Annotated in this window: 26 protein-coding genes; all 26 read left to right on the forward strand. The window is 47.3% G+C overall.

Going from position 1 to position 24388, the window contains the following annotated elements; all coding sequences use genetic code 11:
* Positions 1-1083 (forward strand): peptide chain release factor 1, encoded by a 1083-nt coding sequence (prfA, locus tag FFM79_RS03045; RefSeq protein ID WP_137641997.1) that lies wholly within the window; start codon positions 1-3, stop codon positions 1081-1083.
* On the forward strand, positions 1076-1945 hold the full coding sequence (gene prmC, locus FFM79_RS03050; protein ID WP_137641998.1) for a peptide chain release factor N(5)-glutamine methyltransferase: 870 nt from the start codon (positions 1076-1078) through the stop codon (positions 1943-1945). Before prfA ends, prmC begins: the two co-directional genes overlap by 8 nt.
* Positions 1946-1961: 16 nt before the next feature.
* Positions 1962-2981 (forward strand): L-threonylcarbamoyladenylate synthase, encoded by a 1020-nt coding sequence (locus FFM79_RS03055; protein ID WP_137641999.1) that lies wholly within the window; start codon positions 1962-1964, stop codon positions 2979-2981.
* A 60-nt stretch (positions 2982-3041) separates the two neighbouring features.
* The gene (gene glyA / locus FFM79_RS03060; protein WP_137642000.1) at positions 3042-4280 is read left to right on the forward strand and encodes a serine hydroxymethyltransferase; all 1239 of its coding nucleotides are present in this window, start codon (positions 3042-3044) and stop codon (positions 4278-4280) included.
* Between the two features lie 80 nt (positions 4281-4360).
* On the forward strand, positions 4361-4990 hold the full coding sequence (gene upp / locus FFM79_RS03065; protein ID WP_137642001.1) for a uracil phosphoribosyltransferase: 630 nt from the start codon (positions 4361-4363) through the stop codon (positions 4988-4990).
* A gap of 451 nt (positions 4991-5441) precedes the next feature.
* Positions 5442-6722, forward strand: a complete 1281-nt coding sequence (locus FFM79_RS03070; protein ID WP_137642002.1) for a uracil-xanthine permease family protein — start codon at positions 5442-5444, stop codon at positions 6720-6722.
* A gap of 278 nt (positions 6723-7000) precedes the next feature.
* The gene (gene atpB / locus FFM79_RS03075) at positions 7001-7717 is read left to right on the forward strand and encodes a F0F1 ATP synthase subunit A (protein ID WP_137642003.1); all 717 of its coding nucleotides are present in this window, start codon (positions 7001-7003) and stop codon (positions 7715-7717) included.
* A 40-nt stretch (positions 7718-7757) separates the two neighbouring features.
* Positions 7758-7970 carry a F0F1 ATP synthase subunit C gene (gene atpE, locus FFM79_RS03080; RefSeq protein ID WP_003639224.1) on the forward strand — a complete coding sequence of 71 codons (213 nt, stop codon included), beginning with the start codon at positions 7758-7760 and terminating at the stop codon, positions 7968-7970.
* Positions 7971-8027: 57 nt separating this feature from the next.
* Positions 8028-8543, forward strand: a complete 516-nt coding sequence (gene atpF, locus FFM79_RS03085) for a F0F1 ATP synthase subunit B (RefSeq protein ID WP_137642004.1) — start codon at positions 8028-8030, stop codon at positions 8541-8543.
* Positions 8533-9078, forward strand: coding sequence for an ATP synthase F1 subunit delta (gene atpH / locus FFM79_RS03090; protein WP_137642005.1), 546 nt, complete (start codon positions 8533-8535; stop codon positions 9076-9078). Before atpF ends, atpH begins: the two co-directional genes overlap by 11 nt.
* Before the next feature lie 22 nt (positions 9079-9100).
* Complete coding sequence (atpA, locus tag FFM79_RS03095; RefSeq protein ID WP_137642006.1) at positions 9101-10624, forward strand: F0F1 ATP synthase subunit alpha; 1524 nt, start codon at positions 9101-9103, stop codon at positions 10622-10624.
* Positions 10625-10655: 31 nt separating this feature from the next.
* Entirely contained in the window at positions 10656-11600 is a 945-nt protein-coding gene (locus FFM79_RS03100) for a F0F1 ATP synthase subunit gamma (RefSeq protein WP_137642007.1), read from the forward strand.
* Between the two features lie 19 nt (positions 11601-11619).
* Complete coding sequence (gene atpD / locus FFM79_RS03105; protein WP_137642008.1) at positions 11620-13023, forward strand: F0F1 ATP synthase subunit beta; 1404 nt, start codon at positions 11620-11622, stop codon at positions 13021-13023.
* Positions 13024-13034: 11 nt separating this feature from the next.
* On the forward strand, positions 13035-13463 hold the full coding sequence (locus FFM79_RS03110; protein ID WP_137642009.1) for a F0F1 ATP synthase subunit epsilon: 429 nt from the start codon (positions 13035-13037) through the stop codon (positions 13461-13463).
* 518 nt (positions 13464-13981) lie between these two features.
* Complete coding sequence (murA, locus tag FFM79_RS03115) at positions 13982-15298, forward strand: UDP-N-acetylglucosamine 1-carboxyvinyltransferase (RefSeq protein ID WP_137642010.1); 1317 nt, start codon at positions 13982-13984, stop codon at positions 15296-15298.
* A gap of 119 nt (positions 15299-15417) precedes the next feature.
* On the forward strand, positions 15418-15972 hold the full coding sequence (locus tag FFM79_RS03120; protein ID WP_137642011.1) for a GNAT family N-acetyltransferase: 555 nt from the start codon (positions 15418-15420) through the stop codon (positions 15970-15972).
* Positions 15973-16046: 74 nt separating this feature from the next.
* Positions 16047-17048: a rod shape-determining protein gene (locus FFM79_RS03125; RefSeq protein ID WP_137642012.1), complete on the forward strand. Its 1002-nt coding sequence runs from the start codon at positions 16047-16049 to the stop codon at positions 17046-17048.
* A gap of 6 nt (positions 17049-17054) precedes the next feature.
* A complete protein-coding gene (gene yidD, locus FFM79_RS03130; RefSeq protein ID WP_137642013.1) occupies positions 17055-17327 on the forward strand; it encodes a membrane protein insertion efficiency factor YidD in 273 nt (90 codons plus the stop codon).
* Positions 17311-17538 (forward strand): DUF2969 domain-containing protein, encoded by a 228-nt coding sequence (locus FFM79_RS03135; RefSeq protein ID WP_137642014.1) that lies wholly within the window; start codon positions 17311-17313, stop codon positions 17536-17538. The genes yidD and FFM79_RS03135 overlap by 17 nt, the downstream gene beginning before the upstream one ends.
* Positions 17539-17632: 94 nt before the next feature.
* Positions 17633-18838, forward strand: a complete 1206-nt coding sequence (locus tag FFM79_RS03140; RefSeq protein WP_137642015.1) for an FtsW/RodA/SpoVE family cell cycle protein — start codon at positions 17633-17635, stop codon at positions 18836-18838.
* Positions 18839-18871: 33 nt separating this feature from the next.
* Complete coding sequence (locus tag FFM79_RS03145; protein WP_137642016.1) at positions 18872-19168, forward strand: glycine cleavage system H family protein; 297 nt, start codon at positions 18872-18874, stop codon at positions 19166-19168.
* A gap of 377 nt (positions 19169-19545) precedes the next feature.
* Positions 19546-20577: a methionine ABC transporter ATP-binding protein gene (locus FFM79_RS03150; RefSeq protein WP_137642017.1), complete on the forward strand. Its 1032-nt coding sequence runs from the start codon at positions 19546-19548 to the stop codon at positions 20575-20577.
* On the forward strand, positions 20570-21262 hold the full coding sequence (locus FFM79_RS03155) for a methionine ABC transporter permease (RefSeq protein ID WP_137642018.1): 693 nt from the start codon (positions 20570-20572) through the stop codon (positions 21260-21262). Before FFM79_RS03150 ends, FFM79_RS03155 begins: the two co-directional genes overlap by 8 nt.
* Positions 21263-21297: 35 nt before the next feature.
* Positions 21298-22125 carry a MetQ/NlpA family ABC transporter substrate-binding protein gene (locus FFM79_RS03160; protein ID WP_137642019.1) on the forward strand — a complete coding sequence of 276 codons (828 nt, stop codon included), beginning with the start codon at positions 21298-21300 and terminating at the stop codon, positions 22123-22125.
* 174 nt (positions 22126-22299) lie between these two features.
* A complete protein-coding gene (locus tag FFM79_RS03165; protein WP_137642020.1) occupies positions 22300-23229 on the forward strand; it encodes an L-lactate dehydrogenase in 930 nt (309 codons plus the stop codon).
* Positions 23230-23393: 164 nt separating this feature from the next.
* Positions 23394-24368 (forward strand): DUF2785 domain-containing protein, encoded by a 975-nt coding sequence (locus FFM79_RS03170; protein ID WP_137642021.1) that lies wholly within the window; start codon positions 23394-23396, stop codon positions 24366-24368.
* Positions 24369-24388: the final 20 nt, after the last annotated feature.

Genomic DNA, 24388 nt, shown 5'->3' on the forward strand with positions numbered 1-24388 from the left:
ATGGATAAGTTTTTTGATAAGTTACAAGCCGTTGCGGACCGCTACGAAGAACTCGGTGAATTATTAAGTGATCCCGAGGTTATTTCGGATTCGCAACGTTTTATGAAGTTGTCCAAGGAAATGGGAAATTTGCGGGAAACCGTTGAAACCTATAACCACTATAAGGAAGTTACCGAGCAGATTGCCGAAAATGACGAACTGTTACGTGAAAAGCTCGATGACGAGATGAACGCGATGGTTAAGGACGATTTAAAGAATCTGAACACCGAAAAAGATCAACTTGAACACGACTTAACGTTATTGATGTTACCCAAGGACCCGAACGATGATAAGAACATTATTATGGAAATTCACGGGGCTGCTGGTGGCGACGAAGCTAGTTTGTTTGCGGCCGATTTGTTTAACATGTACGAAAAGTACGCTGAACGGCAAGGTTGGAGCGTGGAAGTTGCTGATCGGAATGAAACTGAAGTTGGCGGTTTTAAGGAAATTGTCCTGATTATTTCGGGTGATAAAGTTTACTCGAAGCTGAAGTACGAAAGTGGCGCTCACCGGGTTCAACGGGTGCCAGTCACGGAATCGGCTGGGCGGGTCCACACTTCCACCGCGACGGTGGGGGTTATGCCTGAAGCGCAAGACGTTGATATTGACCTTGATCCGAAAGATATTCGGACCGACGTGTTCCGTTCTTCCGGGGCCGGTGGTCAGCATATTAACAAGACTTCCTCGGCCGTGCGGATGACCCACTTACCAACTGGGATCGTTGTTTCCATGCAAGATCAACGGTCACAACAACAAAACCGGGCCAAGGCGATGGAAATCCTCCGTGCGCGGGTTTATGATTATTATCAATCCCGAGAACAAAATGAATATAACGCCGAACGGAAGTCAGCCGTTGGGACTGGGGACCGTTCCGAACGGATTCGGACCTATAACTTCCCTCAAAACCGGGTGACGGATCACCGAATCGGCTTGACGTTGAATAAGTTAGACCGCGTTATGAACGGCGAATTAGACGAAATTATCGATGCGCTGGTCTTAGCGGATCAAACTAAGAAGATGGAGCAACTGACGAATGGATAAGCCGGTTGCACCAACGTACTTTGAAGCCCAGCGATGGGCTTCTTTTTGTCTTAAACGGGCGGCCGTGCCAACTGACGGGGCCCGGTTTCTATTGTTGGGACTAACTGGGCTGGATCAAACCCAGCTATTAATCCGGTACCGCGAGCCGTTGCCACATTCAACGTGGCAAACTTATCAGCGGACGGTTGAGCGGGTAGCAGCCGGGGAACCCGCGCAGTACGTACTAGGGTGGGCGCCGTTTGCTGATTTGAAGCTCGCAGTGACGCCCGCCGTATTAATTCCGCGGGTTGAGACTGAAGAATTAGTCGAATGGGTCTTAACTGATCATCAGGCAACGTCGGCGTTAAACGTACTCGACGTCGGGACAGGTTCGGGCGCCATTGCGCTGGCCGTTAAAAATGCGCAGCCCGCTTGGCAGGTTGCAGCGAGCGACGTTTCTTCAGCGGCCCTGGCAGTGGCTAAGCGCAACGCAACCCGCTTAGGCTTAACCGTTAGTTTTAGTCAGCGCGACTTGTTAACGGGCGTTACGTTGGCTGATTATGACGTGATTATTAGTAATCCACCGTACATTGCCGAAAAGGAACGTGCGGTCATGGATGCTAGCGTCTTGGACTACGAACCAGATTTGGCGTTATTTGCGGCTAATGACGGGCTGGCGCTGTACGCGCGCTTAGCAGACCAGCTTGCCGACTACCGTGGCCAGTTAAGCGTCTACCTAGAGATTGGGTACCATCAGGGGTCCGCGTTACGGACGCTATTTAACCAAAAATTACCGACAGCCGCGTTTACCCTGCATCAAGACTTAGCGGGGCACGACCGGATGGTGCGGTTAGTTCTCAATAAAACTCAGCAATCTAATTAAGGAGTGCGATTCCAGAATGGAAACACAAGTTTTTCAGCCGGCCGAAGTGACGGCCGCAGCCCAATTACTCAAACGGGGACAGTTAGTGGCCTTTCCGACCGAAACGGTGTACGGCCTAGGTGCCGATGCCACTAACGTTTCGGCGGTTAAGCAGGTTTACGTCGCTAAGGGACGGCCCAGCGATAACCCACTGATCGTCCACGTTGCGGACGTTGCAACGGTTGAGCAGTTTGCACAGCCATTGTCGGACGCCGCGCGGAAACTGATTAAGGCGTTTTGGCCCGGACCACTGACGATGATTTTTAAACTCAAACCCGGGGCACTTGATCCGGCCGTAACTGGTGGGCTTGACACCGCGGCGTTTCGTAATCCAGATAATGCGGCGACCATTGCGTTAATCCGGGCGGCCCAGACACCAATCGTCGGGCCGTCAGCAAATACGTCGGGCAAGCCGAGTCCGACGACGGCGGCGCACGTCCTACACGATTTAAACGGGAAAATTGCCGGTATTTTAGACGACGGGCCGACGAAGGTCGGCGTGGAATCCACCGTTTTAGATTTATCGACGGCGCAGCCCGCGATTCTACGACCGGGTGCGATTACGGCTAGCGCAATTGAAAGCGTAATTGGACAGCCCGTTCAGACGGAACAACATCACGTTGGGGCGACCGAGGTTCCCAAGGCACCAGGAATGAAATACAAGCACTACGCGCCAAACGCGCAGGTTTACATCGTTGACCGGTCTGAAGATTGGCCGGCAGCGTTGAAGTGGGCTGCTCAGCAGAGTGTTCCGATTGGTGTGATGGCAACGGACGCCGTTTTATCGAATAATCAGCTGCCAGCAAATTGCGAACAATTTTCACTTGGAACGGATGTTCAATCGGCTAGTCAGCGACTATTTGCGGGCTTACGGCACTATGATATGGAAACTGAAATTAAAGATATTCTCTGCCAAGCCTTTGATAGTAAGGGGTTAGGTGCTGCCTATATGAATCGCTTAAATAAATCTGCCGGCCAGACCCATTTTAGTGTATAATAATTGCAAGTCGGGAAAACCCGAAAGTTGTTGTTATTTGTGAAATGGAGGAATTTATCAATGAGTTACCAAGAACAAGATCCAGCGGTTTGGGCAGCAATCGGTAAAGAACAAGCCCGTCAGCAACACAACATCGAGTTAATTGCTTCTGAAAACATCGTTTCCAAAGGCGTTCGGGCTGCGCAGGGGAGCGTGCTAACGAACAAATACTCTGAAGGTTATCCCGGTCACCGTTTCTACGGCGGCAATGAATTTATTGACCAAGTAGAAACGCTGGCAATTGAACGGGCGAAAAAGCTCTTTGGTGCTGAGTACGCCAATGTTCAGCCCCATTCAGGCTCACAAGCCAACGCCGCAGCTTACATGGCGTTGATTCAACCTGGCGACCGGGTGATGGGAATGTCGTTAGACGCCGGGGGGCACTTAACTCACGGATCGAGCGTTAACTTTTCTGGTAAACTCTATCATTTCCAAGCTTACGGTTTGAACCCCGAAACCGAAGAATTAGATTATGAGGCTATCCGCGCACAAGCGCTCGAATTTAAGCCCAAGTTGATCGTTGCGGGCGCCTCCGCTTACAGTCGGATCATCGACTTTAAACAGTTCCGCGAAATTGCGGATGAAGTTGGGGCCCTCTTGATGGTGGATATGGCCCACATCGCGGGGTTAGTCGCCGCTGGGTTACATCCCAACCCAGTGCCGTACGCGGACGTAGTGACGACCACAACGCATAAAACGTTGCGGGGACCCCGTGGCGGAATGATCTTAGCCAAGGAAAAGTATGGTAAGAAGATTAATTCAGCCGTTTTCCCTGGTAATCAGGGTGGCCCACTTGATCACGTGATTGCGGGGAAGGCGATTGCACTGGGTGAGGATCTTCAACCTGAATTCAAGACTTACGCGCAACACGTCATTGATAACGCCCAAGCGATGGCCGCGGTTTTTGATGATTCCGACCTCGTACGGGTAATCTCCGGTGGTACTGATAACCATTTGATGACGATTGAAGTGACGAATTCCGGTTTGAATGGCCGTCAAGTCCAAGATTTATTGGATACGGTTTACATTACGGTTAATAAGGAAGCCATTCCAAATGAAACCTTAGGCGCTTTTAAGACGTCTGGAATTCGGCTTGGAACGCCAGCGATTACCACCCGCGGTTTTGATACAACGGATGCGGCGGAAGTGGCTAAATTAATTTTACAGGTACTGAGTGCGCCGGATGATCAAGCAAACTTGGACGCGGTTAAACAACAAGTTTTAGCTTTAACGGCTAAGCACCCGATCGATGTTGATTAAGGAATTTATACGCAGGTCTGGTTTTTTTCGCTTAAATTAGCTACAATAGAAAGAAATCACTAAGGAGTGTGCGTAGCAACATGGGTAAGTTTGAGGTTTTGAATCATCCGCTCATTCAACATAAGTTAACGATCATTCGGGAAAAAGAATGCGGAACAAAGGTCTTTCGGGAAATGGTTAATGAAATCTCGACGTTGATGGCTTACGAAGTCTCACGGGACATGCCGTTAAAGGATATTGAGATTGAAACACCAATTAGCAAGTCAACGCAAAAGACGTTGGCTGGTAAGAAAGTGGCCATTGTACCGATTCTACGGGCAGGTCTTGGCATGGTTGACGGGTTTTTGAACATGATTCCCGCAGCTAAGGTCGGTCACGTTGGGATGTATCGCGATGAAAAGACGTTGAAGCCGGTTGAATATTTTGTAAAGTTACCTAGTGATATTTCGCAACGGCAACTCTTCGTCGTTGATCCAATGCTTGCAACTGGTGGCTCGGCCATCATGGCAATGGATATGCTGAAGAAGCGTGGGGCTAGCAACATTAAGTTTATGTGCTTAGTTGCCGCACCCGAAGGGGTAAAAGCCCTCCGTGAAGCGCACCCGGACATTGATATTTATACGGCGGCACTGGATGATCACTTAAACGAGGACGGCTACATCGTTCCTGGTTTAGGCGATGCTGGTGACCGGTTATTTGGTACGAAGTAAAAACGCATTAAAATTGGCGTTCAGAACGGGTGGCTACCTGAAAGGGTGGTCGCCTTTTTTGTCCCGTAAATTCGTCTCATTTATGGGACAAAAAAATTTTCTCTACCATATTATAGGTTGATTTAAGTGAGCTCAAGGTCGGTCTTGGGGACTACTCAAACTGCCCACTTTCTCGCGGACTCCCTGAATATACATTTAGAAAATCCATGAAAAGGTGCTGCCGACCGTAGAAATACCCACTTAAGTTTATTTATATCAACATTAGTTGACAATTAAACCCGAGACGCGTAAACTAATTGCAATTGAACAGTTCCTTTAATTTAGCTCAGAGAGGCTGAAAAGGATGAACGGACGTGCCTTCATAATGGGAGTGCATGTAATTTCGGACAGCCAGTCACTTTGAGTGTGAGGCTGTCTTTTTATTTTGCCATCATTGAAAAAGGGGTGCGTTATGTCAAAACAAACGGCGTTTCATAATGACGAGGCCGTCCTAGATATTCACGACCGACCAAAGTTTGGGAGTTGGATGGGCCTATCCATTCAACACTTATTCTCAATGTTCGGGTCAACGGTGTTAGTGCCAATTTTAGTAGGCCTGAATCCGGGGATTGCGTTATTTAGTTCCGGGGTCGGGACGTTGATGTACTTACTGATTACGCGGCACAAGATTCCGGCTTACATGGGCTCGAGTTTCTCATTCATTGTTGTCATGCAGTCGTTGATGAAGACGGCCGGGTATCCCGCCATCGCGCAAGGGACGGTTGCGGTTGGCTGCGTTTATTTATTAGTTAGTTTATTAGTCACATTAATTGGATCAGATTGGATCGATAAGGCGCTTCCACCAATCGTGGTTGGACCGATTGTCATGGTGATTGGGCTGTCGTTAGCTAGTACGGCGGCTAAGGATGCGACGATGAATGGTAATACCTACGACCTGCGTTACTTTGCCGTCGCAATGCTTACAATGGTATTGACAATCGTATTTAATATGTATTTACGAGGATTCATGAGTTTAGTGCCAATTCTGCTTGGAATCGTTTCTGGATACATCATTGCCGTGCTGTTTGGCATCGTTGACTTTAAGCCGGTGGTGCAGGCGCCGTGGTTTGCACTACCGAATTTCCAAATTCCGTTTATTAATTATCATCCCGGAATCTATTGGGGCGCAATTTTAAGTATGGCGCCAATCGCCTTTGTGACAATGTCTGAGCACATGGGCCACATTATGGTGTTAAATAAATTAACCAAACGGAACTTTTTTAAGGATCCGGGTTTGAGCCATACCTTAGCGGGGGACGGGACGGCCTCCATTATTGCGGGCTTTGTCGGGGGCCCGCCCGTAACGTCCTACGGTGAAAACATTGGTGTTATGGCAATCACACGGGTCCACAGTGTCTACGTGCTTGCTGGCGCAGCGTTCTTTGCGGTCGTCTTCAGTTTTATCGGTAAGTTATCCGCCTTGATTGAAAGTATTCCGTCACCGGTTATTGGGGGCGTTAGCTTCTTATTATTCGGGGTAATTGCTTCAAGTGGGATGCGGATTTTGATTGATAATCAAATTGACTTTAATAAAAAACGTAATTTAATGATTGCGTCGGCCGTGTTGGTAATTGGGATTGGAAACGCCTACTTACAACTTGGAAGTTTTCAATTTAGTGGGCTTGCGGTTGCGACCGTTTTAGGAATTATTATGAACTTAGTGCTTCCAGATACGGCGGTTAACGAGAAGTAAACGCACACGTTGATTTTCAAAAAATGAAAGAAATCTGATAAAAATGAAAATTCTGCCATGCAAAAGCCAGGTGAAAGCTTGTCGTGGTAGGATTTTTTAGTTGTGGTTATTCTTTGAAATTATTTTGAAATTTTTTAACGGTGGTGGTATTATTACCATTGTATTTTGATTAGGGGTAACCCTGATCCACCATTTCAGGTTGCGATAAAATTGACGACGGTCAGGTTACAGGTTAAGGTTATCGTGACACCGAAATTAAAGGAAAGAGGTGATATTCAGTGGGTGATCCAGTTCCTACGGTCAAATTCCTTGGGCTAACGTTTAACATCGCGAACGACATTTCAATTGTCATAACGTGTCTGATCGTTTTTTTGTTTGTTTTTTTGTTGTCACGACATATTGCGTTAAAACCCAAGGGTGGACAAAATGTGCTGGAGTGGCTCATCGAGTTCACGAATGGCATTGTCAAGGGATCTATTAAGGGGAATGACGCAGGTCGTTTTGGCCTGTACGCGTTTACGTTATTCCTTTTTATTTTCGTCGCTAACCAATTAGGATTGTTTATTCACGTCCAAGTTGGAGATTATACGTACGTTAAAAGTCCGACCGCAGATCCAATTGTCACTTTAACGTTATCGTTTATGACAGTGGCGTTAGCACATGCTGCTGGGGTACAGAAGCAAGGAATGAAGGGCTATTTAAAGAGTTATACTTCACCTTTCCTCGTATTCTTACCGATTAACATCTTTGAACAATTTACCGACTTCTTAACGTTAGGACTTCGGTTGTTCGGGAATATCTTTGCCGGTGAAATGTTATTGGGCAAAGTTGCGTCATTAGCAACTGGTGGTAGTGGATGGTTTAGTTACGTCTACGCCTTCCCAATTGAATTTTTATGGCAGGGGTTCTCAGTATTTATCGGGAGTGTGCAAGCATTCGTGTTTGTCACCTTGACTTCAGTTTATATTTCTCAAAAGGTTTCAACTGAGGAATAAAAATTTCTTGTTTTTTAATTTTAAGGAGGATACACAGATTATGGGAGCAATTGCTGCAGGTATTGCGATGTTTGGTGCCGCTTTAGGTGCTGGTATTGGTAACGGTTTGGTTATTTCTAAGATGCTTGAAGGGATGGCCCGTCAACCAGAATTATCTGGTCAATTACGGACTAACATGTTCATCGGTGTTGGGTTAATCGAATCAATGCCTATCATTTCCTTCGTTGTTGCCTTGATGGTTATGAACAAGTAATCATATTCGGTCAACGAGTTCATTTTAATGAAAAATGAAAGAAGGAGGTGTCATTAGATGCTCTCGCATTTAATTATCGGTGCATCCGGTTTATACCTTGGTGACATGCTGTTTATTGCCATTAGTTTCATTATTTTGATGGCGGTCATTGCCAAAGTCGCTTGGAATCCAATTACCAAGATGATGGGCGACCGGGCGGACAAAATCGCAAACGATATTGATTCTGCACAAAAATCACGGCAAGAAGCGAGTGATTTAGCGGACCAACGGCGCGAGGCGCTCTCACATTCACGGCAAGAAGCTAGCGACATTGTGAGCGATGCTAAGCAAAGCGGGGAACAACAACGTGCAACTATCGTTTCCGACGCGCAAAATGAAGCAGCGCAATATAAGCAAAACGCACGTAAGGATATCGAACAGGAGCGTCAAGATGCCTTGAAGAACGTCCAATCTGACGTCGCTGACATTTCGGTCCAAATTGCTTCGAAGATTATTAAGAAGCAACTGGATCCGGAAGGCCAACAGGCATTAATTAATTCGTATATTGAAGGGTTGGGAAAGCATGAGTCTTGATAAACTTACAATTGCAAACCGCTACTCAAAGGCCCTCTTTGAGCTTGCAATTGAAAAGGATCAGACCGAAGCATTCCTGGCCGAATTAAAGCAATTACGGCAAGTCTTTGTCGACAATCCGCAATTGGCAGAGGTCCTGTCAGGATCATTGCTTCCGGTTGATCAAAAGCAGGCAACGTTGTCAACTTTGACTGACCACGCTTCAGAATACATTCAAAACTTTATTCAAATGTTGTATGATTACGGCCGCATGTCGAACTTAATCGATATTGTCGACGCGTTTGAAACACGTTTCGATGAAAGTCGTAAGATAGTGCATGCCGAAGTAACGTCTGCGGTCAAGTTGTCAGATGAGCAAGCCAATGCCATCGCGGACGCATTTGCGAAGCGCGTTGGCGCAAATCAGGTCGTTTTAACCCGTAAAGTGGACGAAGCGATCATCGGTGGCGTAATTGTGAAATCAAATAATCAAACGTTTGATGGAAGCGTTGCGTTGCAACTCACGAATTTAAGACGAGCACTCATCAACAATTAGTTTACGAAGAGGTGAAACTTTTATGAGCATTAAATCTGAAGAAATCAGTGCTCTAATCAAACAACAATTAGAAAGTTATCAAACTGAGCTCTCAGTTGCTGAAACTGGTACGGTCACCTACGTTGGTGACGGGATTGCCCGTGCGCACGGCCTCGATAACGCCTTACAAGGTGAATTACTTGAATTTAGTAACGGGGTTTACGGGATGGTCCAAAACCTTGAAAGTAACGACGTTGGTATCGTTATTTTAGGGGATTTCGATGGTATCCGTGAAGGTGATACGGTTAAACGGACGGGTCGAATCATGGAAGTTCCAGTTGGGGACGCCATGATTGGCCGGGTCGTTAACCCGTTAGGTCAACCAATTGACGGTTTAGGTGAAATTAAAACCACTAAAACGCGCCCAATTGAACACAAAGCTCCTGGGATTATGCAGCGGCAATCGGTTAGCGAACCGTTACAAACTGGGATTAAAGCGATTGACGCCCTCGTTCCGATTGGCCGTGGTCAACGTGAGTTGATCATCGGTGACCGGAAAACTGGGAAAACGTCAGTTGCGATCGATACGATTTTAAATCAAAAAGATCAGGATATGATCTGTATTTACGTCGCAATTGGTCAAAAGGACTCAACGGTGCGTTCCCAAGTTGAAACGCTCAAAAAGTTAGGCGCGATGGATTATACCATCGTTGTAACTGCTGGTCCTTCTGAACCAGCCCCATTACTATACTTAGCACCATACTCTGGCGCTGCAATGGGTGAAGAGTTCATGTTTAACGGCAAGCACGTATTGATTGTTTATGATGACCTTTCAAAACAAGCAACGGCTTACCGTGAACTTTCATTAATCTTACGGCGTCCGCCAGGTCGTGAAGCTTATCCTGGGGACGTATTCTACTTGCATTCACGCTTGCTCGAACGGGCAGCCAAGTTAAACGATGAATTGGGTGGCGGTTCAATGACGGCCTTACCAATTATCGAAACGCAAGCTGGGGATATTTCCGCTTACATTCCAACCAACGTTATTTCCATCACCGATGGGCAAATCTTCTTGGATAGTGATTCGTTCTATTCAGGTGTTCGGCCCGCAATCGATGCCGGGGCCTCAGTTTCCCGGGTTGGTGGGGATGCCCAAGTGAAAGCCATGAAGTCCGTTGCTGGGACCCTGCGGTTGGACTTAGCTTCTTACCGTGAACTGGAATCCTTCTCACAATTCGGTTCTGATTTGGATGCGGCAACGCAGTCGAAGTTAAACCGTGGGCAACGGATCGTTGAAGTCTTGAAACAACCTGTTCATTCGCCACTTAAGGTTGAAGAACAAGTTATGATTTTATACGCTTTGACGAATGGTTACCTTGATAAGGTTGCAGTGTCAGACATTGCCCGTTATCAAAATGAATTATTTGACTTTATTCATGCCAGTCACCAAGATTTGTTTGACACGATTCTTTCAACGAAGAAATTACCAGATGCCGACCAAATGAACGGTGCGTTGGATGAATTTGCAGCGCAGTTCCAGCCAACCGCTGATACTGCTGCGAAGTAGTCAATTGGCTGAAAAGGAAGGTGAGTAACCAATGGCAGAATCATTAATGGATGTCAAACGTCGAATTGAATCGACTAAGAAGACCCACCAAATTACGTCCGCAATGCAAATGGTTTCAACTTCTAAGTTGAACCAGATTCAAAAGCATACGTTGACGTATCAAGTGTACGCTTCAAAGGTTGAAAGTATCGTTTCACATCTTGCCAAGGCTCATCTGATGTCAGCAAGTGCCGGAATCGCAAGCGCCAACCCGAATGCCATTTCAGTAAGTGAGTTGTTAACTAAACGGCCGGTTAAACGGACCGGATTATTAGTCATCACTTCGGATCGGGGCCTCGTTGGTAGCTATAATAGTAACGTCTTAAAGCAGACGAATGACTTTATGCGTCAGCATCACATTTCGGCTGAACAAGCCGTTGTGTTAGGCGTTGGTGGGACCGGTGCGGACTTTTATAAGAAGAACGGCTATAACGTGGCGTACGAATACCGCGGCGTCTCCGACGTGCCGACCTTTAAAGAAGTTCGTGAAATCGTTAAAACGGTCACGTCAATGTACCATAATGAGGTCTTTGACGAACTGTACGTCTTTTATAATCACTTCATCAACCGGCTTTCTTCAGGCTTCCGTGCGGTCAAAATGCTGCCGATTACCGAAGAAACCTTTGAACAAAGTGAAAAAGATAACCGTCAGGCTAAGGATAGCCGCTTAGACGTTGGTCCGGAATACGAAATGGAACCGTCCGAGGACGCCATTTTGTCGGCCGTACTACCGCAATACGCGGAAAGCCTGGTCTACGGTGCGATTTTGGATGCCAAGACTGCTGAACACGCTTCATCGTCAACTGCGATGAAGGCTGCATCAGATAACGCTGGCGAGTTAATCGATAAGTTGAATCTGAAATATAACCGTGCGCGTCAAGCCGCCATTACGACTGAAATTACAGAAATTACTGGTGGCCTGGTAGCGCAAGAATAGTGGGAGGAATTAACGACTAATGAGTACAGGTAAAGTTGTACAAGTTATTGGACCCGTTGTCGACGTTGAATTCTCTCTAAACGACAAGTTACCGGATATTAATAACGCCCTAATCATTCACAAGGATCACGATGAAACCTTAACGGTTGAAGTTTCCTTGGAACTTGGTGACGGGGTCGTTCGGACCGTTGCGATGGACGGTACGGATGGTTTACGCCGGGGAATGGCAGTTGAAGACACTGGTTCTTCAATCACGGTTCCCGTTGGTAAAGAGACGTTAGGCCGGGTATTTAACGTTTTAGGGGAAACCATTGATGGTGGTCCAGAATTCGGTCCAGATGCCGAACGTAACCCGATTCACCGGGATGCGCCAAAGTATGATGAATTAACAACTAGTACGGAAGTATTGGAAACCGGGATTAAGGTTATTGACCTGCTCGCACCATACGTTCGTGGTGGTAAGATTGGGTTGTTCGGTGGTGCCGGTGTTGGTAAAACCGTTTTAATTCAGGAATTAATTCATAACATTGCGCAAGAACATAACGGGATTTCCGTTTTCACCGGTGTTGGTGAACGGACCCGTGAAGGGAACGACCTTTACTTTGAAATGAAGGCTTCCGGGGTTCTGAAGAACACGGCCATGGTTTACGGACAAATGAACGAACCGCCGGGTGCCCGGATGCGGGTTGCCTTGACTGGTTTAACGATTGCGGAATACTTCCGGGACGTTGCTGGCCAAGACGTGCTCTTGTTTATCGATAACATTTTCCGGTTTACGCAAGCCGGTTCTGAAGTTTCCGCCTTACTTGGTCGGATCCCTTCTGCCGTTGGTTACCAACCAACGTTGGCCACTGAAATGGGTCAGTTGCAAGAACGAATCACCTCGACTAAGAAGGGTTCGGTTACGTCGATTCAAGCCGTTTACGTGCCTGCCGATGACTATACCGACCCGGCACCCGCAACGACTTTCGCCCATTTGGACGCGACGACCAACTTGGAACGTTCTTTGACGGAACAAGGGATTTACCCGGCCGTTGACCCGTTGGCTTCTTCATCAATTGCGTTGGATCCATCCATCGTTGGTGAAGAACATTACCAAGTTGCAACCGAAGTACAACGCGTGTTACAACGCTACCGTGAATTGCAAGACATCATCTCAATTTTAGGGATGGATGAATTGTCTGACGAAGAAAAGACGACCGTGGCGCGTGCCCGGCGGATTCAATTCTTCCTTTCACAAAACTTCTTCGTTGCCGAAAACTTCACCGGCCAACCAGGCTCATACGTGCCAATTAAGGAAACCATCAAAGGCTTCAAGGAAATTCTTGAAGGTAAATATGATGATTTACCTGAAGACGCCTTCCGCCAAGTTGGTAAGATCGAAGATGTCGTTGAAAAAGCGAAGTCGATGGTCACTGATTAGGAGGGGATTGCATGGCTGACAATGCCAAATCAATAACCGTTAGCATCGTAACTCCCGACGGTCAGGTCTATGAGAATAAGACCCCGATGTTGATCGTACGTACGATCAACGGTGAACTTGGTATTTTACCAAATCATATTCCCGTGATTGCCTCACTTGCAATCGACGAAGTTCGGATCAAGCAACTCGAAAGTGATCAGGAAGACGATGAAATTGCCGTTAACGGCGGTTTTGTTGAGTTTAGTAATAACGTCGCAACCATCGTTGCCGATAGTGCTGAACGTCAGAATGATATTGACGTTGCCCGGGCTGAAAACGCGCGGAAACGTGCGGAAAGTCGGATTCGCGAAGCGCAACAAAAGCATGATGATGCTGAGTTAGCGCGGGCCCAAGTGGCTTTGAAGCGAGCAGTTAACCGGTTACGGGTGGCCCACCGTTAAGGGGACTCCCGTTGATGACGTAAATAATATCTTGAAAAGCATCCGCTAATTAGTGGATGCTTTTTTTGTGCTTCAGTGTTAAAGCTGGTGGGAAAAGCTAGGTTATTAAGTTGTTATTGCCAACTAAGCAGACTTGCTATTAGCAACTAATTTGCTGACTTTACTGGGACGATTTCTAATTAATTAACTAATCATTGGTTTGACTTAATTGTTGCGAAAATGTAATCAAATTGTAAAATGTAATATCGCTAGACTGTCGTTCTATGTTATGATGGTGAGGTAGTCAGGCGCAATATCGGTGATTGAACGCCCCTAGCTGGTTATGGACCACCGTGGGGATTAATACCGATTTTGTAATATTTGGATTGTAAATTGGGTCATACAAGTAATTTTTGCTTGCAAAATTTGAAGACCGAACGCCGAAGAACGGCCAGGTGGACGCAGAGGCTTCCACAGTGCAATCTATAATTCACGCAACCTATGTTTAGTTATAATCGTTTAGTGATGGAGGGTTATCCATGGAAGAAATTGTAGTTCATGGCGGTCAACGTTTGACAGGCAATGTACACATTGAAGGTGCTAAAAATGCGGTACTGCCAATTTTGGCGGCGAGCATTTTAGCCAGTGAAGGACGCACGCGGCTAACGAACGTACCGGTATTATCGGACGTTTTTACAATGAATAACGTGCTTAGATTTTTAAATACAACCATTGATTTCGATGAAATTAATAAAGAAATTACAATTGACGCGACCCGGCAATTATCGTCGGAAGCGCCGTTCCAGTACGTTTCTAAGATGCGCGCTTCGATCGTCGTGATGGGGCCGTTACTGGCACGCTGTGGGCACGCCAAGGTGGCCATGCCTGGTGGCTGTGCCATTGGCTCACGGCCAATTGATTTGCACCTGAAGGGTCTAAGTGCGCTAGGCGCAACCATCGAGCGCCATGATGGTTACGTTGAGGCTAGTGCCGAACATTTACACGGCGCGTCAATTTACTTAGATTTTCCAAGCGTGGGTGCCACTCAAAATATTATGATGGCAGCAACTTTAGCCGAAGGGGAAACGGTGATGGAAAACGTTGCCCGTGAGCCCGAAATTGTGGACTTGGCTAACTGCTTGAATCAAATGGGGGCCCGAATTACCGGTGCTGGAACTGAAACCTTGCGGATTGAAGGGGTGCGGCAATTACACGGTTGCGAGCACAGTATCGTTCAAGACCGGATTGAAGCGGGCACTTTTATGGTAGCGGCCGCCGTCACTGCGGGTAACGTGTTGGTCGAAGATGCGATTAGCGAGCATAATAAGCCGCTGATTTCTAAAATGCGCGAAATGGGCGTGGTTGTTCGGGATGAACCCGACGGTGTTCGGGTCATCGGTCCGAAGCAATTAAAGCCGACTTCGGTTAAGACGTTACCTCATCCTGGTTTTCCAACGGATATGCAACCCCAAATGACTATTTTGCAACTCTGTGCGCAGGGGACGAGCTTACTAACGGAAACCGTCTTTGAAAACCGGTTCATGCACTTAGAAGAACTACGCCGCATGAACGCCGATTTTAAAGTCGAAGGGCGTTCTGTGATTCTCTATGGTCCGACTGATTTTAACGGGGCTCAGGTTGCTGCAACCGATCTCCGGGCCGCTGCGGCGTTAGTGATTGCGGGACTGGTCGCGCGTGGGTATACCGAAGTGACGAATTTGAAGTACCTTGATCGCGGTTACTTTGACTTTCACGGTAAGTTAGCCCGCTTGGGAGCGGACGTTAAGCGGATTAGCGTTCCTGACGAAAGCGTCTACGCGCTCAATTCTGATTACGCGCATGAAGCTGCGGAATAAACAAAATCATTAATAATTGCTTACAAAACCTTCAAAGTGCGATAAACTCGTTTTTGAAGGTTTTTTCTAACCAGCCGTTGCGGCTAGGTTAACGTGAATTCAGGAGGATTTTTTGACTAATGTTTATAAATATTATCGATCAACACTTATCATTGAAGCCAACCGAGGTTGCTGACGCGGAACCGTTATTTGACCTTGTCGATCAAAACCGGGCAACGTTGAAGCCGTGGATGCCCTGGGTGGACGCAACGGCTACCGTGGCTGATGAGCGTCACTTTATTGAAGACATGCTCACGAAGCAAGCCCACGGCCACGTTTTTATTGCCACGTTGGTGGTCGACGGGGAAGTTGCCGGGATGATTGACATTCATAATATCGATTTGACTAATCACCGGGGCGAAGTGGGTTATTGGCTGGGTCAGGCGTATACCGGGAAGGGATACATGACGAAGGCCCTCGAACGGCTTGAAGAGATTGCCTTTACGGAACTGGATTTGCATAAATTAGCGCTCGGCGCCGATGTTCATAATCAGGCAAGCCGGGCCGTCGCATTACGCCGTCAGTACCACTTGGACGCAACCTTACCAGAAAACATTCTCGTGAACGGGACTTACCGGGATGAAGCAATCTATTCGTTAACCGTCGACGAGTGGTCTAAACGCCGTGACGATTAGCGTTAGTTCTCATCAACTAATGAGTATGGTATAATGGTTAGTCGTATAATTGTCTGTTTGAGAGGAGCAAAAACATGGCTTTAGATATTGGAATTGACCTGGGAACTGCCAACGTTTTGATTTACGTATCGGGTAAGGGCATCGTGTTAAACGAACCGTCCGTTGTTGCCATTGATACGAATACGAATCAAGTGTTAGCCGTTGGGTCAGAAGCCTACCAAATGGTTGGGAAAACGCCAAGTAACATTCGGGCAATCCGGCCGTTAAAAGATGGTGTGATCTCGGATTTTGACGTTACCGAGGAAATGCTGTCGTATTTCATTAAAAAATTAAACGTGCGGGGCGTCATGTCACGTCCAAGCATTATGATCTGTACCCCGACTAACACCACGGAAATCGAACGTAAAGCGATTTTACAAGCTGCTGAAAAGTCGGGGGGTAACAAAGTTTACCTTGAGGTTGAACCGAAAGTAGCCGCGATTGGTGCCGGAATGGATATTTTCCAACCCCGCGGTAACATGGTCATCGATATTGGTGGGGGGACGAGTGACATTGCCGTGCTTTCATTAGGCGACATCGTTGCAAGTAGCTCACTGCGGATGGCTGGTGACCGGATGAACCAGGACATCGCCAACTACGTTAAGGATAACCACCACTTACTGATTGGGGAACGCAGTGCTGAACGGGTTAAAATTCAGATTGCGCAAGTCTTCAAACAGGAAGGCGACGATGATAAAACGATGGAGGTCCGCGGGCGGGATACCGTTACGGGGATGCCACGTTCGATTACGATCGATTCTAACGAGGTTGAGGGTGCCATTCACGAAACCTTGATGCAGATCGTCAGCACCGCCCACCACGTCATGGAGACGTTGCCACCCGAAATTGCCGCTGACATTATTGACCGCGGTATCACCTTAACCGGTGGGGGTGCGTTACTGAGCGGCTTAGACCAGTTGATCAGCGAAAACTTGAAGGTTCCCGTAATGGTTGCCGAACACCCACTGAACAACGTGGCTCAGGGGGCTGGTATTTTGTTAGAACACATGCAAAAGACAGCTAAAAAGAAGAAATAAGCGCTTATGAAACGGTTGTTGATTAAATTGATTCGGTTGTACCAACGGGCTTTTTCGGCGTTTCGCCCCGCCCATTGTCGTTACCAACCAACTTGTTCCAACTACGCCCTAACCGCCATCACACGGTTTGGCGTGGGCCGGGGGAGTTTGATGGCAATTGGGCGCATTTTACGCTGTCAGCCCTTTGTGCGCGGCGGGTTAGATCCCGTCCCGGATCAGTTTACGTTAAGACGCAACCCGCTTTTTAGGGAGGACAAGAAAAGTGTCAAAAAAAGATAAGGCGATTTCGGTTACCTTAAATGAAACCAAAGTTGGTCAGCAGCCGGTGACGGAAGTGTTGATCGGCAAACAAGTGATTGGGCAGGTTACGCAAGTCGGCGAACGATTTGATGCACAGATGGCTAGTGCCAACCAGCCGTTCGCGCATACCAAGTCTTTCGACGAAAGTTTGCAAGAAATCATCTCAGCTTACCATCTCCACAAAGGCTAATTTTTAGTAAACCTTCAACCTGGTCCCGGTCAAACGGGTCCAGGTTGTTGTATAATATAGCTTAACTTAGAATTTACATTAAGGAGCGTTATTTGTGGCAGAGCAAACAAGACTTCGTCAACAAGACGACGATTCAAGAATTGACTGGGGAATCATTTTTTCCGTCATGATGCTAAGTTTGATTGGACTGGCCTCAATTTACGTTGCTGCCGTTCATGACTCAAGCTCGGTCAACGTTACCCGCCAAGTGATTTCGCAGGTGATGTGGTTCGTAATTGGGACGGCCCTTGCCGTCATTGCAATGCAGTTTGATTCGGAGCAACTTTGGCGACTAGCGCCGATTGCATACTGGTTCGGGATTTTCCTGCTGGTTGCGGTTCTGTTTCTTTATAGTCGTTCACTGTTTATTAACACCGGGGCTCGGAGCTGGTTTGCAATTGGCTCGTTAACCTTTCAGCCATCCGAAGTAATGAAACCGGCTTTTATTTTAATGCTCGGCCGGGTCGTGACGATGCACAACACGGAGTACCCAGTGCATACACCAATCAATGATTGGAAACTGATTGGGAAGTTGTTGGCGTACACGGTGCCGGTTGCGGTACTTTTAAAACTACAAAACGACTTTGGGACGATGCTGGTCTTCTTCGCCATCCTCGGCGGGGTCATCCTCGTTTCCGGGATTAGCTGGCGGTTACTGGCACCGCTCTTCGGGGGCGTCTTCGTGCTAGCCGGAACGGCGTTATACCTGGTTATTTTCCAAAGTGGGCGTCATATTTTGGAAGCATTGGGCTTTAAGGCCTACCAATTTGACCGAATCGACACGTGGTTAAACCCGTCGACCGATACGTCGAACACGGCCTACCAAACGTGGCAAAGCATGAAGGCCATTGGCTCTGGTCAAATTACTGGGCGCGGTTTTAACGTCTCACACGTTACCGTCCCCGTCCGTGAATCCGATATGATTTTCTCCGTCATTGGGGAAAACTTTGGTTTTATCGGAGCAGTTATCGTGATTTTGTTATACTTTTTACTGATTTATCAAATGATTCGGGTCACTTTTGACACGAAAAATGAGTTTTACGCGTACATTTCAACCGGGGTTATCATGATGGTGCTCTTCCACGTCTTTGAAAATATTGGGATGAGCATCGGGCTGTTGCCAATGACTGGGATTCCGTTGCCGTTCATTAGTCAAGGGGGTTCCGCGTTGATTGCGAACATGGCTGGGATTGGCTTAATCATGTCGATGCGTTATCATTATAAGTCGTACATGTTCAGCCGTAACGACCGGTTTGAATAGTCAAATATTTTTGGAAAGCATGGTGGAGATTTTATGAGTGAAGATGCAACTTATTTTTGGACTAAAGACGTTGATGGCCATACCCGCATCGGTTTGACCAAGGCCGCGCACGAAGCGCTGGGCGAGGTTAAGTACGCCGAATTGCCAGCAATTGGTGATAAGGTAACTCAAAAAGCAGCTTTCTTTAGCGTCGAAGCAACCAAGGCCGTTTCAGAATTTAACTGCCCGATTAATGGGACCGTTGTTGCGGTTAACCCGGCCTTGAAGGATAGTTTTGAAGCGCTCAACAGCGTTGAAGACGGGGTTGCTTGGTTAATTGATGTTGACTAGTACTTCCACTTGACAATCTTAAGTGTGCTCGGTATACTCATTACATTCATTAAGATTAATAATTGATTAAAAATCAAATCATTTTGAAAAGATGAGTACGCGGTAATGGTTACCTAGAGAGTTCCCGGTTGGTGCAAAGGGAATTAACCATGAAGCTGAAGATGGTCTTGGAGTAATGAAGTGTGGCGAGCGCAACGCGTAAGTCCCACTTGGGTCGCACCCATTAACGTGCGGAGTTATTATAACTCTTGAGGCAATTGACGTGAGTCGGTTGTAAAAATGGGTGGTACCACGAACAAAACTGTTCGTCCTGTTATGGATTACAATGTAATCATAACGGGATGAGCAGTTTTTTTAGTTGTAAGGAGGAATTGAAATTGATTGAATTTAAAGACGTCACGAAGACCTTTAACACTAAACAGGGAACCGTGCACGCGGTTCAAGACGTTAATTTAAAAATCGAAGATGGGCACATTTACGGGATCGTTGGTTACTCTGGTGCCGGAAAGAGTACCTTGGTCCGGATGCTCAACGGTCTGGAAACGCCGACTAGCGGGAGCGTTGACATTGACGGGGTTGAAATCACAGGTTTGGGAGCCGCAAAGTTGCGCGAAGAGCGCCAAAAGATTGGGATGATCTTCCAACATTTTAACCTATTGTGGTCGCGAACCGTCTTGCAAAACATCATGTTTCCACTTGAAATTGCGGGTCTGTCGAAGGCCGACGCCCAGAAAAAGGCGGAACACTTGGCCGATTTAGTGGGCTTAGCGGGCCGGGAAGCGGCTTACCCGTCTGAATTATCAGGTGGTCAAAAGCAGCGGGTCGGGATTGCACGGGCCCTAGCTAACGATCCCCAAATTCTGTTGTCGGACGAAGCAACGAGTGCGCTGGATCCGCAGACGACGGACGAAGTGCTCGACTTACTATTATCAATCAACGAAAAGTTACACTTGACGATTATCTTGATCACCCACGAAATGCACGTGATTCGTAAAATTGCGGACCACGTGGCGGTGATGGAAAATGGGAAGATTGTTGAACAGGGCCCGGTCCTCGACGTCTTTAAGCGACCACAACAGGCCGTTACGAAGCGGTTCGTCAATGAAGAAGTGACGCCATCGCTAGATGAAACGACGGTTGTCGTTGACCAGTTGATTAAAAAGTACCCACAAGGCGCCATCGTTAAATTAACGTTCCACGGCGATCAAGCGCAGCTCCCAATTGTTTCAGAAGTCCTTAAAAAGTATGATTTGGACTTGAACATCATTGAGGGTGGGATTCACCAAACGCAAGAAGGGGCGATTGGCTCGCTCTACATTCAATTGAACGGTGAACGCGACCAGCTAGACGGTGGGCTAGCGTACTTAAAGAAATTGCGGGTTGAAACGGAGGTCTTAAATCGTGAATGATCAAGGGTTAGGTTCATATTTTCAATTCTCCAACGTTGATTGGGGCAACATGTTATCGGCAACTTGGGAAACCGTTTGGTTGACGGTCGGCTCAATGATCGTGGTGGCAATTTTAGGGATTGCGCTTGGGTTACTTTTATTTGAAACTACGAATAGCCATAATTTTTTGGTTCGAGCGCTGAACTGGATCGTTTCACTCTTCGTGAACGTCTTCCGGTCAATTCCATTTATTATTTTAATCGTGTTACTGTTGCCAATTACGCAAAAGATTGTTGGGACCATTATCGGGCCCCGCGCGGCGTTACCATCATTGATTATTTCAGCCGCACCGTTTTATGCGCGGATGGTGGAATTAGCGTTCCACGAATTGGATCATGGCGTCATTGAAGCGGCCGAGTCGATGGGCGCGACCCGTTGGCAAATTATTCGCAAGGTATTGTTACCCGAAAGCATGCCAGCGTTGGTGTCCGGGATTACCGTGACAACCATTAGCTTAATTGGTTACACTGCCATGGCCGGTGCGATTGGGGCCGGCGGTTTAGGAAACTTAGCCTATCAAGACGGGTTCCAGTCCAATAACAATGCGATTACCTTAGTCGCTACGGTCATTATCGTTATCATTGTGTTTATTTTCCAGTTTATTGGGGACATTGCCGTGCGGCATATTGATAAGCGGGTTAATTAAAAATTAAAGGGTCATACTTTTAGGAGGTATTTGAGATGCGTAAAAAGGGAATTTTAGGATTATTAGCAGTTGCTGCCACCGCGTTTTTACTAGTAGGGTGTGGCAAGTCGTCGGACGCTAACAAGACGACCACCATCACGGTTGGGGCGTCGTCCGTACCGCACGCGCAGATTTTAAAGCACGTGCAACCACAACTGAAAAAGGAAGGCGTTAACCTGAAGGTTAAGGTATTCCAAGATTACGTCTTACCTAACAAAGCTTTAGCTTCGAAGGAACTGGACGCAAACTACTTCCAACACGCACCGTTCTTAAAGAACTGGAATAAAGAAAACCACGGTTCCTTAGTTTCAGCGGGGAGCGTGCACTTGGAACCAATTGGCGTCTTCTCCAAAAAGGTTAAAAATTTGAAGGACTTAAAAGACGGTGCCACGGTCTTAGTTAGCAGCAACGTGGCCGACTATGGGCGCGTTTTAACCCTCTTTAAAGATGCTGGTTTAATTACGATTAAGAAGGGGACCGATTTAACGTCCGCCACTTTTAATGACATTGCGACGAACAAGCGCCACCTGAAGTTCAAGCACTCCTACGAAGCAAAATTGATGCCTCAATTTTACAAGAACAACGAAGGGGACGCGGTTGTCATTAACGCGAACTACGCGGTTCAATCAGGTTTGAACCCAAGCAAAGATGCCATTGCGCTTGAAAAGTCTGATTCCCCGTACGCGAACTTAGTTGCCGTTCGTAAAGGGGATCAAAAGAAGCCGGCCATCAAAAAGTTAATGAAGGCTTTGACCTCTAAGAGTACTCAACAATGGATCAAGAACAAGTACAAGGGTGCCATCATGCCCGTTTCTGATAACTAAATTGGTTTTAAATAGTGACGCCCTCTGCGGGGGACGTCACTATTTTTATCTAAAAAAGTTAAATACGATTAGCAAAAAGATTAAAAGCGGATGAGACTACGCCCCGCTTGACTTTCAAGCGGTTGCACGGTACGCTATTTTGGTAAAATAAACTACGGAATGGGGTTAACAAACATGCGTAAATATGGTGTGATTGGGTTAGGACAAGTGGGGGCGACGGTCGCCTACACGTTGGTTCAGCGTGGAACCGTTGACGAATTGGTCTTAATTGATCAAAACGAAGCGTTGGCGCGGGCACAAAAGCTGGATCTGGACGACGCATCACCGCGGCTGAGCTCAACCACGAAAATTATTCTGAACGATTATGCGGCCCTCGCAGACGCCGAAGTGCTAATTATTGCAACTGGTAATATTGGCGCCATTGACATGAACAGTTCTAAAGGGCGGTTTGGGGAGTACGATTCCAATCAGGCCATTGTGCGCGACATTGCCCCTAAAATCGTGGCTTCGGGTTTTAAAGGAATTTTAATTGATATTATGAATCCGTGTGACGTTATGACGGACTACTTGCAACGGATGACCGGCTTTCCACGTAACCGGGTCTTTGGAACCGGGACGTTCTTGGATACGGCGCGGATGCAAAAATACGTTGGTCAAGCCCTCAAAACGAACGGTAAAAACGTTGCCGGCTACGTTTACGGCGAACACGGCAATTCCCAGTTTGTAGCCTGGTCGACGGTTAGTGTTAACGGCCAGCCAATTGACCAGTTTAAGACGTTGGATTTAACCCAACTTGAAGAGGACGCGCGCCAGGGGGCCTTTGCGGTCATGGCGGGGAAGCACTACACGAACTTTGCCATTGCGACCTGTGGGGTTCGCTTGGCGGAAGCGGTTAGTGCGGATGCCCAGTTAGCTTGCCCAGTTTCCGCGTATGACCCGCAATACGGGACGTACGTCGGAATGCCCGCGGTTATTGGTAAAAACGGGGTTGAAAAACTGATTCAACTTGACTTGACGACTGAAGAACGGGCTTCGCTGGCCGCTTCGGCCCAGTTTATTAAGCAAAACGTGGACGCGTTACCCCAACCAGTAGTGGAATCGTAGCGCCAAGCACTGACGACTAAATTTAAATCAAAATCCTAACTGATCCGGACGGGGGCGGTTAGGATTTTTTTGGTAAATTTTTGGTTGAGAATTCGTGCATCTCTTAGGCAGCACCCCGTAAGAATGATAAAATAGAAGGTAATTTGAACAGGATGAGGTTGATTATGCAAGCAGAAAAATTAGCGCAGGTCAAAACGACCGTTTTAAAATTGAGGCAACGCTTGATTGCCGGTGAGCTCTATCAATCGTTGCCGGAACGGGTTGGACTATTAATTGAGCAGGCCCCGACAACGCCACTAACGACCGTGGCGCCGACGAATGATCAGCCCGTGTTGGCACTGATTAAAAAGTTAAAACATGATTTGCAAGCTGATGGACTGGATGAAATCAAGGACGCTGATCTCCAAACATTACTAACGGGTGTGGGTTCGGTTGATCCGAAGGTGCGGGACCGCGGCGTTCGGTACCTACTCAACGAGGCGGTGCAGCTACAACTGTTACGGCCGGATCAGCTAGGAGCGATTTTTGACTATTTGGTTACGGATGACGTGTTGTTTGCCCATATTGATCAACCTACAAACGACGCAGTTTTTCAACGTTCGTACGCCATCGTGCTATTGTCACTGCTCGTTTACGTTCACTATACCGGGTTAACCTTTTTAACCGATGCGCGGATTCAAAAGCTGGTTGCCCAAACGAATACTTATTTAGTACTTGAACAGGACACCCGGGGCTTTGTTCAAGATAAGGGTTGGGCGCACGCGTACACCCACTTAGGAAACTTACTCGAACAATTGGCCGACGAACCGTCCTTAACGCGGGCGGATAAGTTATTAACGCTGGCCATCTTCATCAGTCGATATCAGCACCTGAAAACGCCGTTGATCTTCGGGGAAGCCGAGCGGTTATCCATGTACTTAGCCGTCCTGGCTAGTAAGGATCAGCTCTACACGGATTACATTTTACTTGCGTTTAAAAAGTGGCGGACCGCATTAGTAATGGGACCGGAACCCGATAGTTACGCGGCCTGGACGCAGGTCTTCAATCGCAACCGGTTAATGGAAGCCATGGCGCTACATGATGACCTTCCAGATGCGCTGGTTGATTACTTAGACGATGAACTAGAATTTTTGGGCTAAATTATTTTAGCTAACGGAAG

The organism is Lactiplantibacillus modestisalitolerans, assembly GCF_005405425.1.
Taxonomy (GTDB): domain Bacteria; phylum Bacillota; class Bacilli; order Lactobacillales; family Lactobacillaceae; genus Lactiplantibacillus; species Lactiplantibacillus modestisalitolerans.

What these genes read in the sequence shown, in the direction of transcription:
- FFM79_RS03170 (WP_137642021.1), top strand. Translation starts at nt 23,394, where the DNA reads ATGCAAGCAGAAAAATTAGCGCAGGTCAAAACGACCGTTTTAAAATTG.
- FFM79_RS03165 (WP_137642020.1), top strand. Translation starts at nt 22,300, where the DNA reads ATGCGTAAATATGGTGTGATTGGGTTAGGACAAGTGGGGGCGACGGTC.
- atpF (WP_137642004.1), top strand. Translation starts at nt 8,028, where the DNA reads ATGCTCTCGCATTTAATTATCGGTGCATCCGGTTTATACCTTGGTGAC.
- FFM79_RS03070 (WP_137642002.1), top strand. Translation starts at nt 5,442, where the DNA reads ATGTCAAAACAAACGGCGTTTCATAATGACGAGGCCGTCCTAGATATT.
- atpD (WP_137642008.1), top strand. Translation starts at nt 11,620, where the DNA reads ATGAGTACAGGTAAAGTTGTACAAGTTATTGGACCCGTTGTCGACGTT.
- atpH (WP_137642005.1), top strand. Translation starts at nt 8,533, where the DNA reads ATGAGTCTTGATAAACTTACAATTGCAAACCGCTACTCAAAGGCCCTC.
- atpA (WP_137642006.1), top strand. Translation starts at nt 9,101, where the DNA reads ATGAGCATTAAATCTGAAGAAATCAGTGCTCTAATCAAACAACAATTA.
- FFM79_RS03100 (WP_137642007.1), top strand. Translation starts at nt 10,656, where the DNA reads ATGGCAGAATCATTAATGGATGTCAAACGTCGAATTGAATCGACTAAG.
- FFM79_RS03110 (WP_137642009.1), top strand. Translation starts at nt 13,035, where the DNA reads ATGGCTGACAATGCCAAATCAATAACCGTTAGCATCGTAACTCCCGAC.
- yidD (WP_137642013.1), top strand. Translation starts at nt 17,055, where the DNA reads ATGAAACGGTTGTTGATTAAATTGATTCGGTTGTACCAACGGGCTTTT.
- FFM79_RS03160 (WP_137642019.1), top strand. Translation starts at nt 21,298, where the DNA reads ATGCGTAAAAAGGGAATTTTAGGATTATTAGCAGTTGCTGCCACCGCG.
- prmC (WP_137641998.1), top strand. Translation starts at nt 1,076, where the DNA reads ATGGATAAGCCGGTTGCACCAACGTACTTTGAAGCCCAGCGATGGGCT.
- glyA (WP_137642000.1), top strand. Translation starts at nt 3,042, where the DNA reads ATGAGTTACCAAGAACAAGATCCAGCGGTTTGGGCAGCAATCGGTAAA.
- atpE (WP_003639224.1), top strand. Translation starts at nt 7,758, where the DNA reads ATGGGAGCAATTGCTGCAGGTATTGCGATGTTTGGTGCCGCTTTAGGT.
- FFM79_RS03120 (WP_137642011.1), top strand. Translation starts at nt 15,418, where the DNA reads ATGTTTATAAATATTATCGATCAACACTTATCATTGAAGCCAACCGAG.
- FFM79_RS03125 (WP_137642012.1), top strand. Translation starts at nt 16,047, where the DNA reads ATGGCTTTAGATATTGGAATTGACCTGGGAACTGCCAACGTTTTGATT.
- murA (WP_137642010.1), top strand. Translation starts at nt 13,982, where the DNA reads ATGGAAGAAATTGTAGTTCATGGCGGTCAACGTTTGACAGGCAATGTA.
- upp (WP_137642001.1), top strand. Translation starts at nt 4,361, where the DNA reads ATGGGTAAGTTTGAGGTTTTGAATCATCCGCTCATTCAACATAAGTTA.
- FFM79_RS03055 (WP_137641999.1), top strand. Translation starts at nt 1,962, where the DNA reads ATGGAAACACAAGTTTTTCAGCCGGCCGAAGTGACGGCCGCAGCCCAA.
- prfA (WP_137641997.1), top strand. Translation starts at nt 1, where the DNA reads ATGGATAAGTTTTTTGATAAGTTACAAGCCGTTGCGGACCGCTACGAA.
- FFM79_RS03145 (WP_137642016.1), top strand. Translation starts at nt 18,872, where the DNA reads ATGAGTGAAGATGCAACTTATTTTTGGACTAAAGACGTTGATGGCCAT.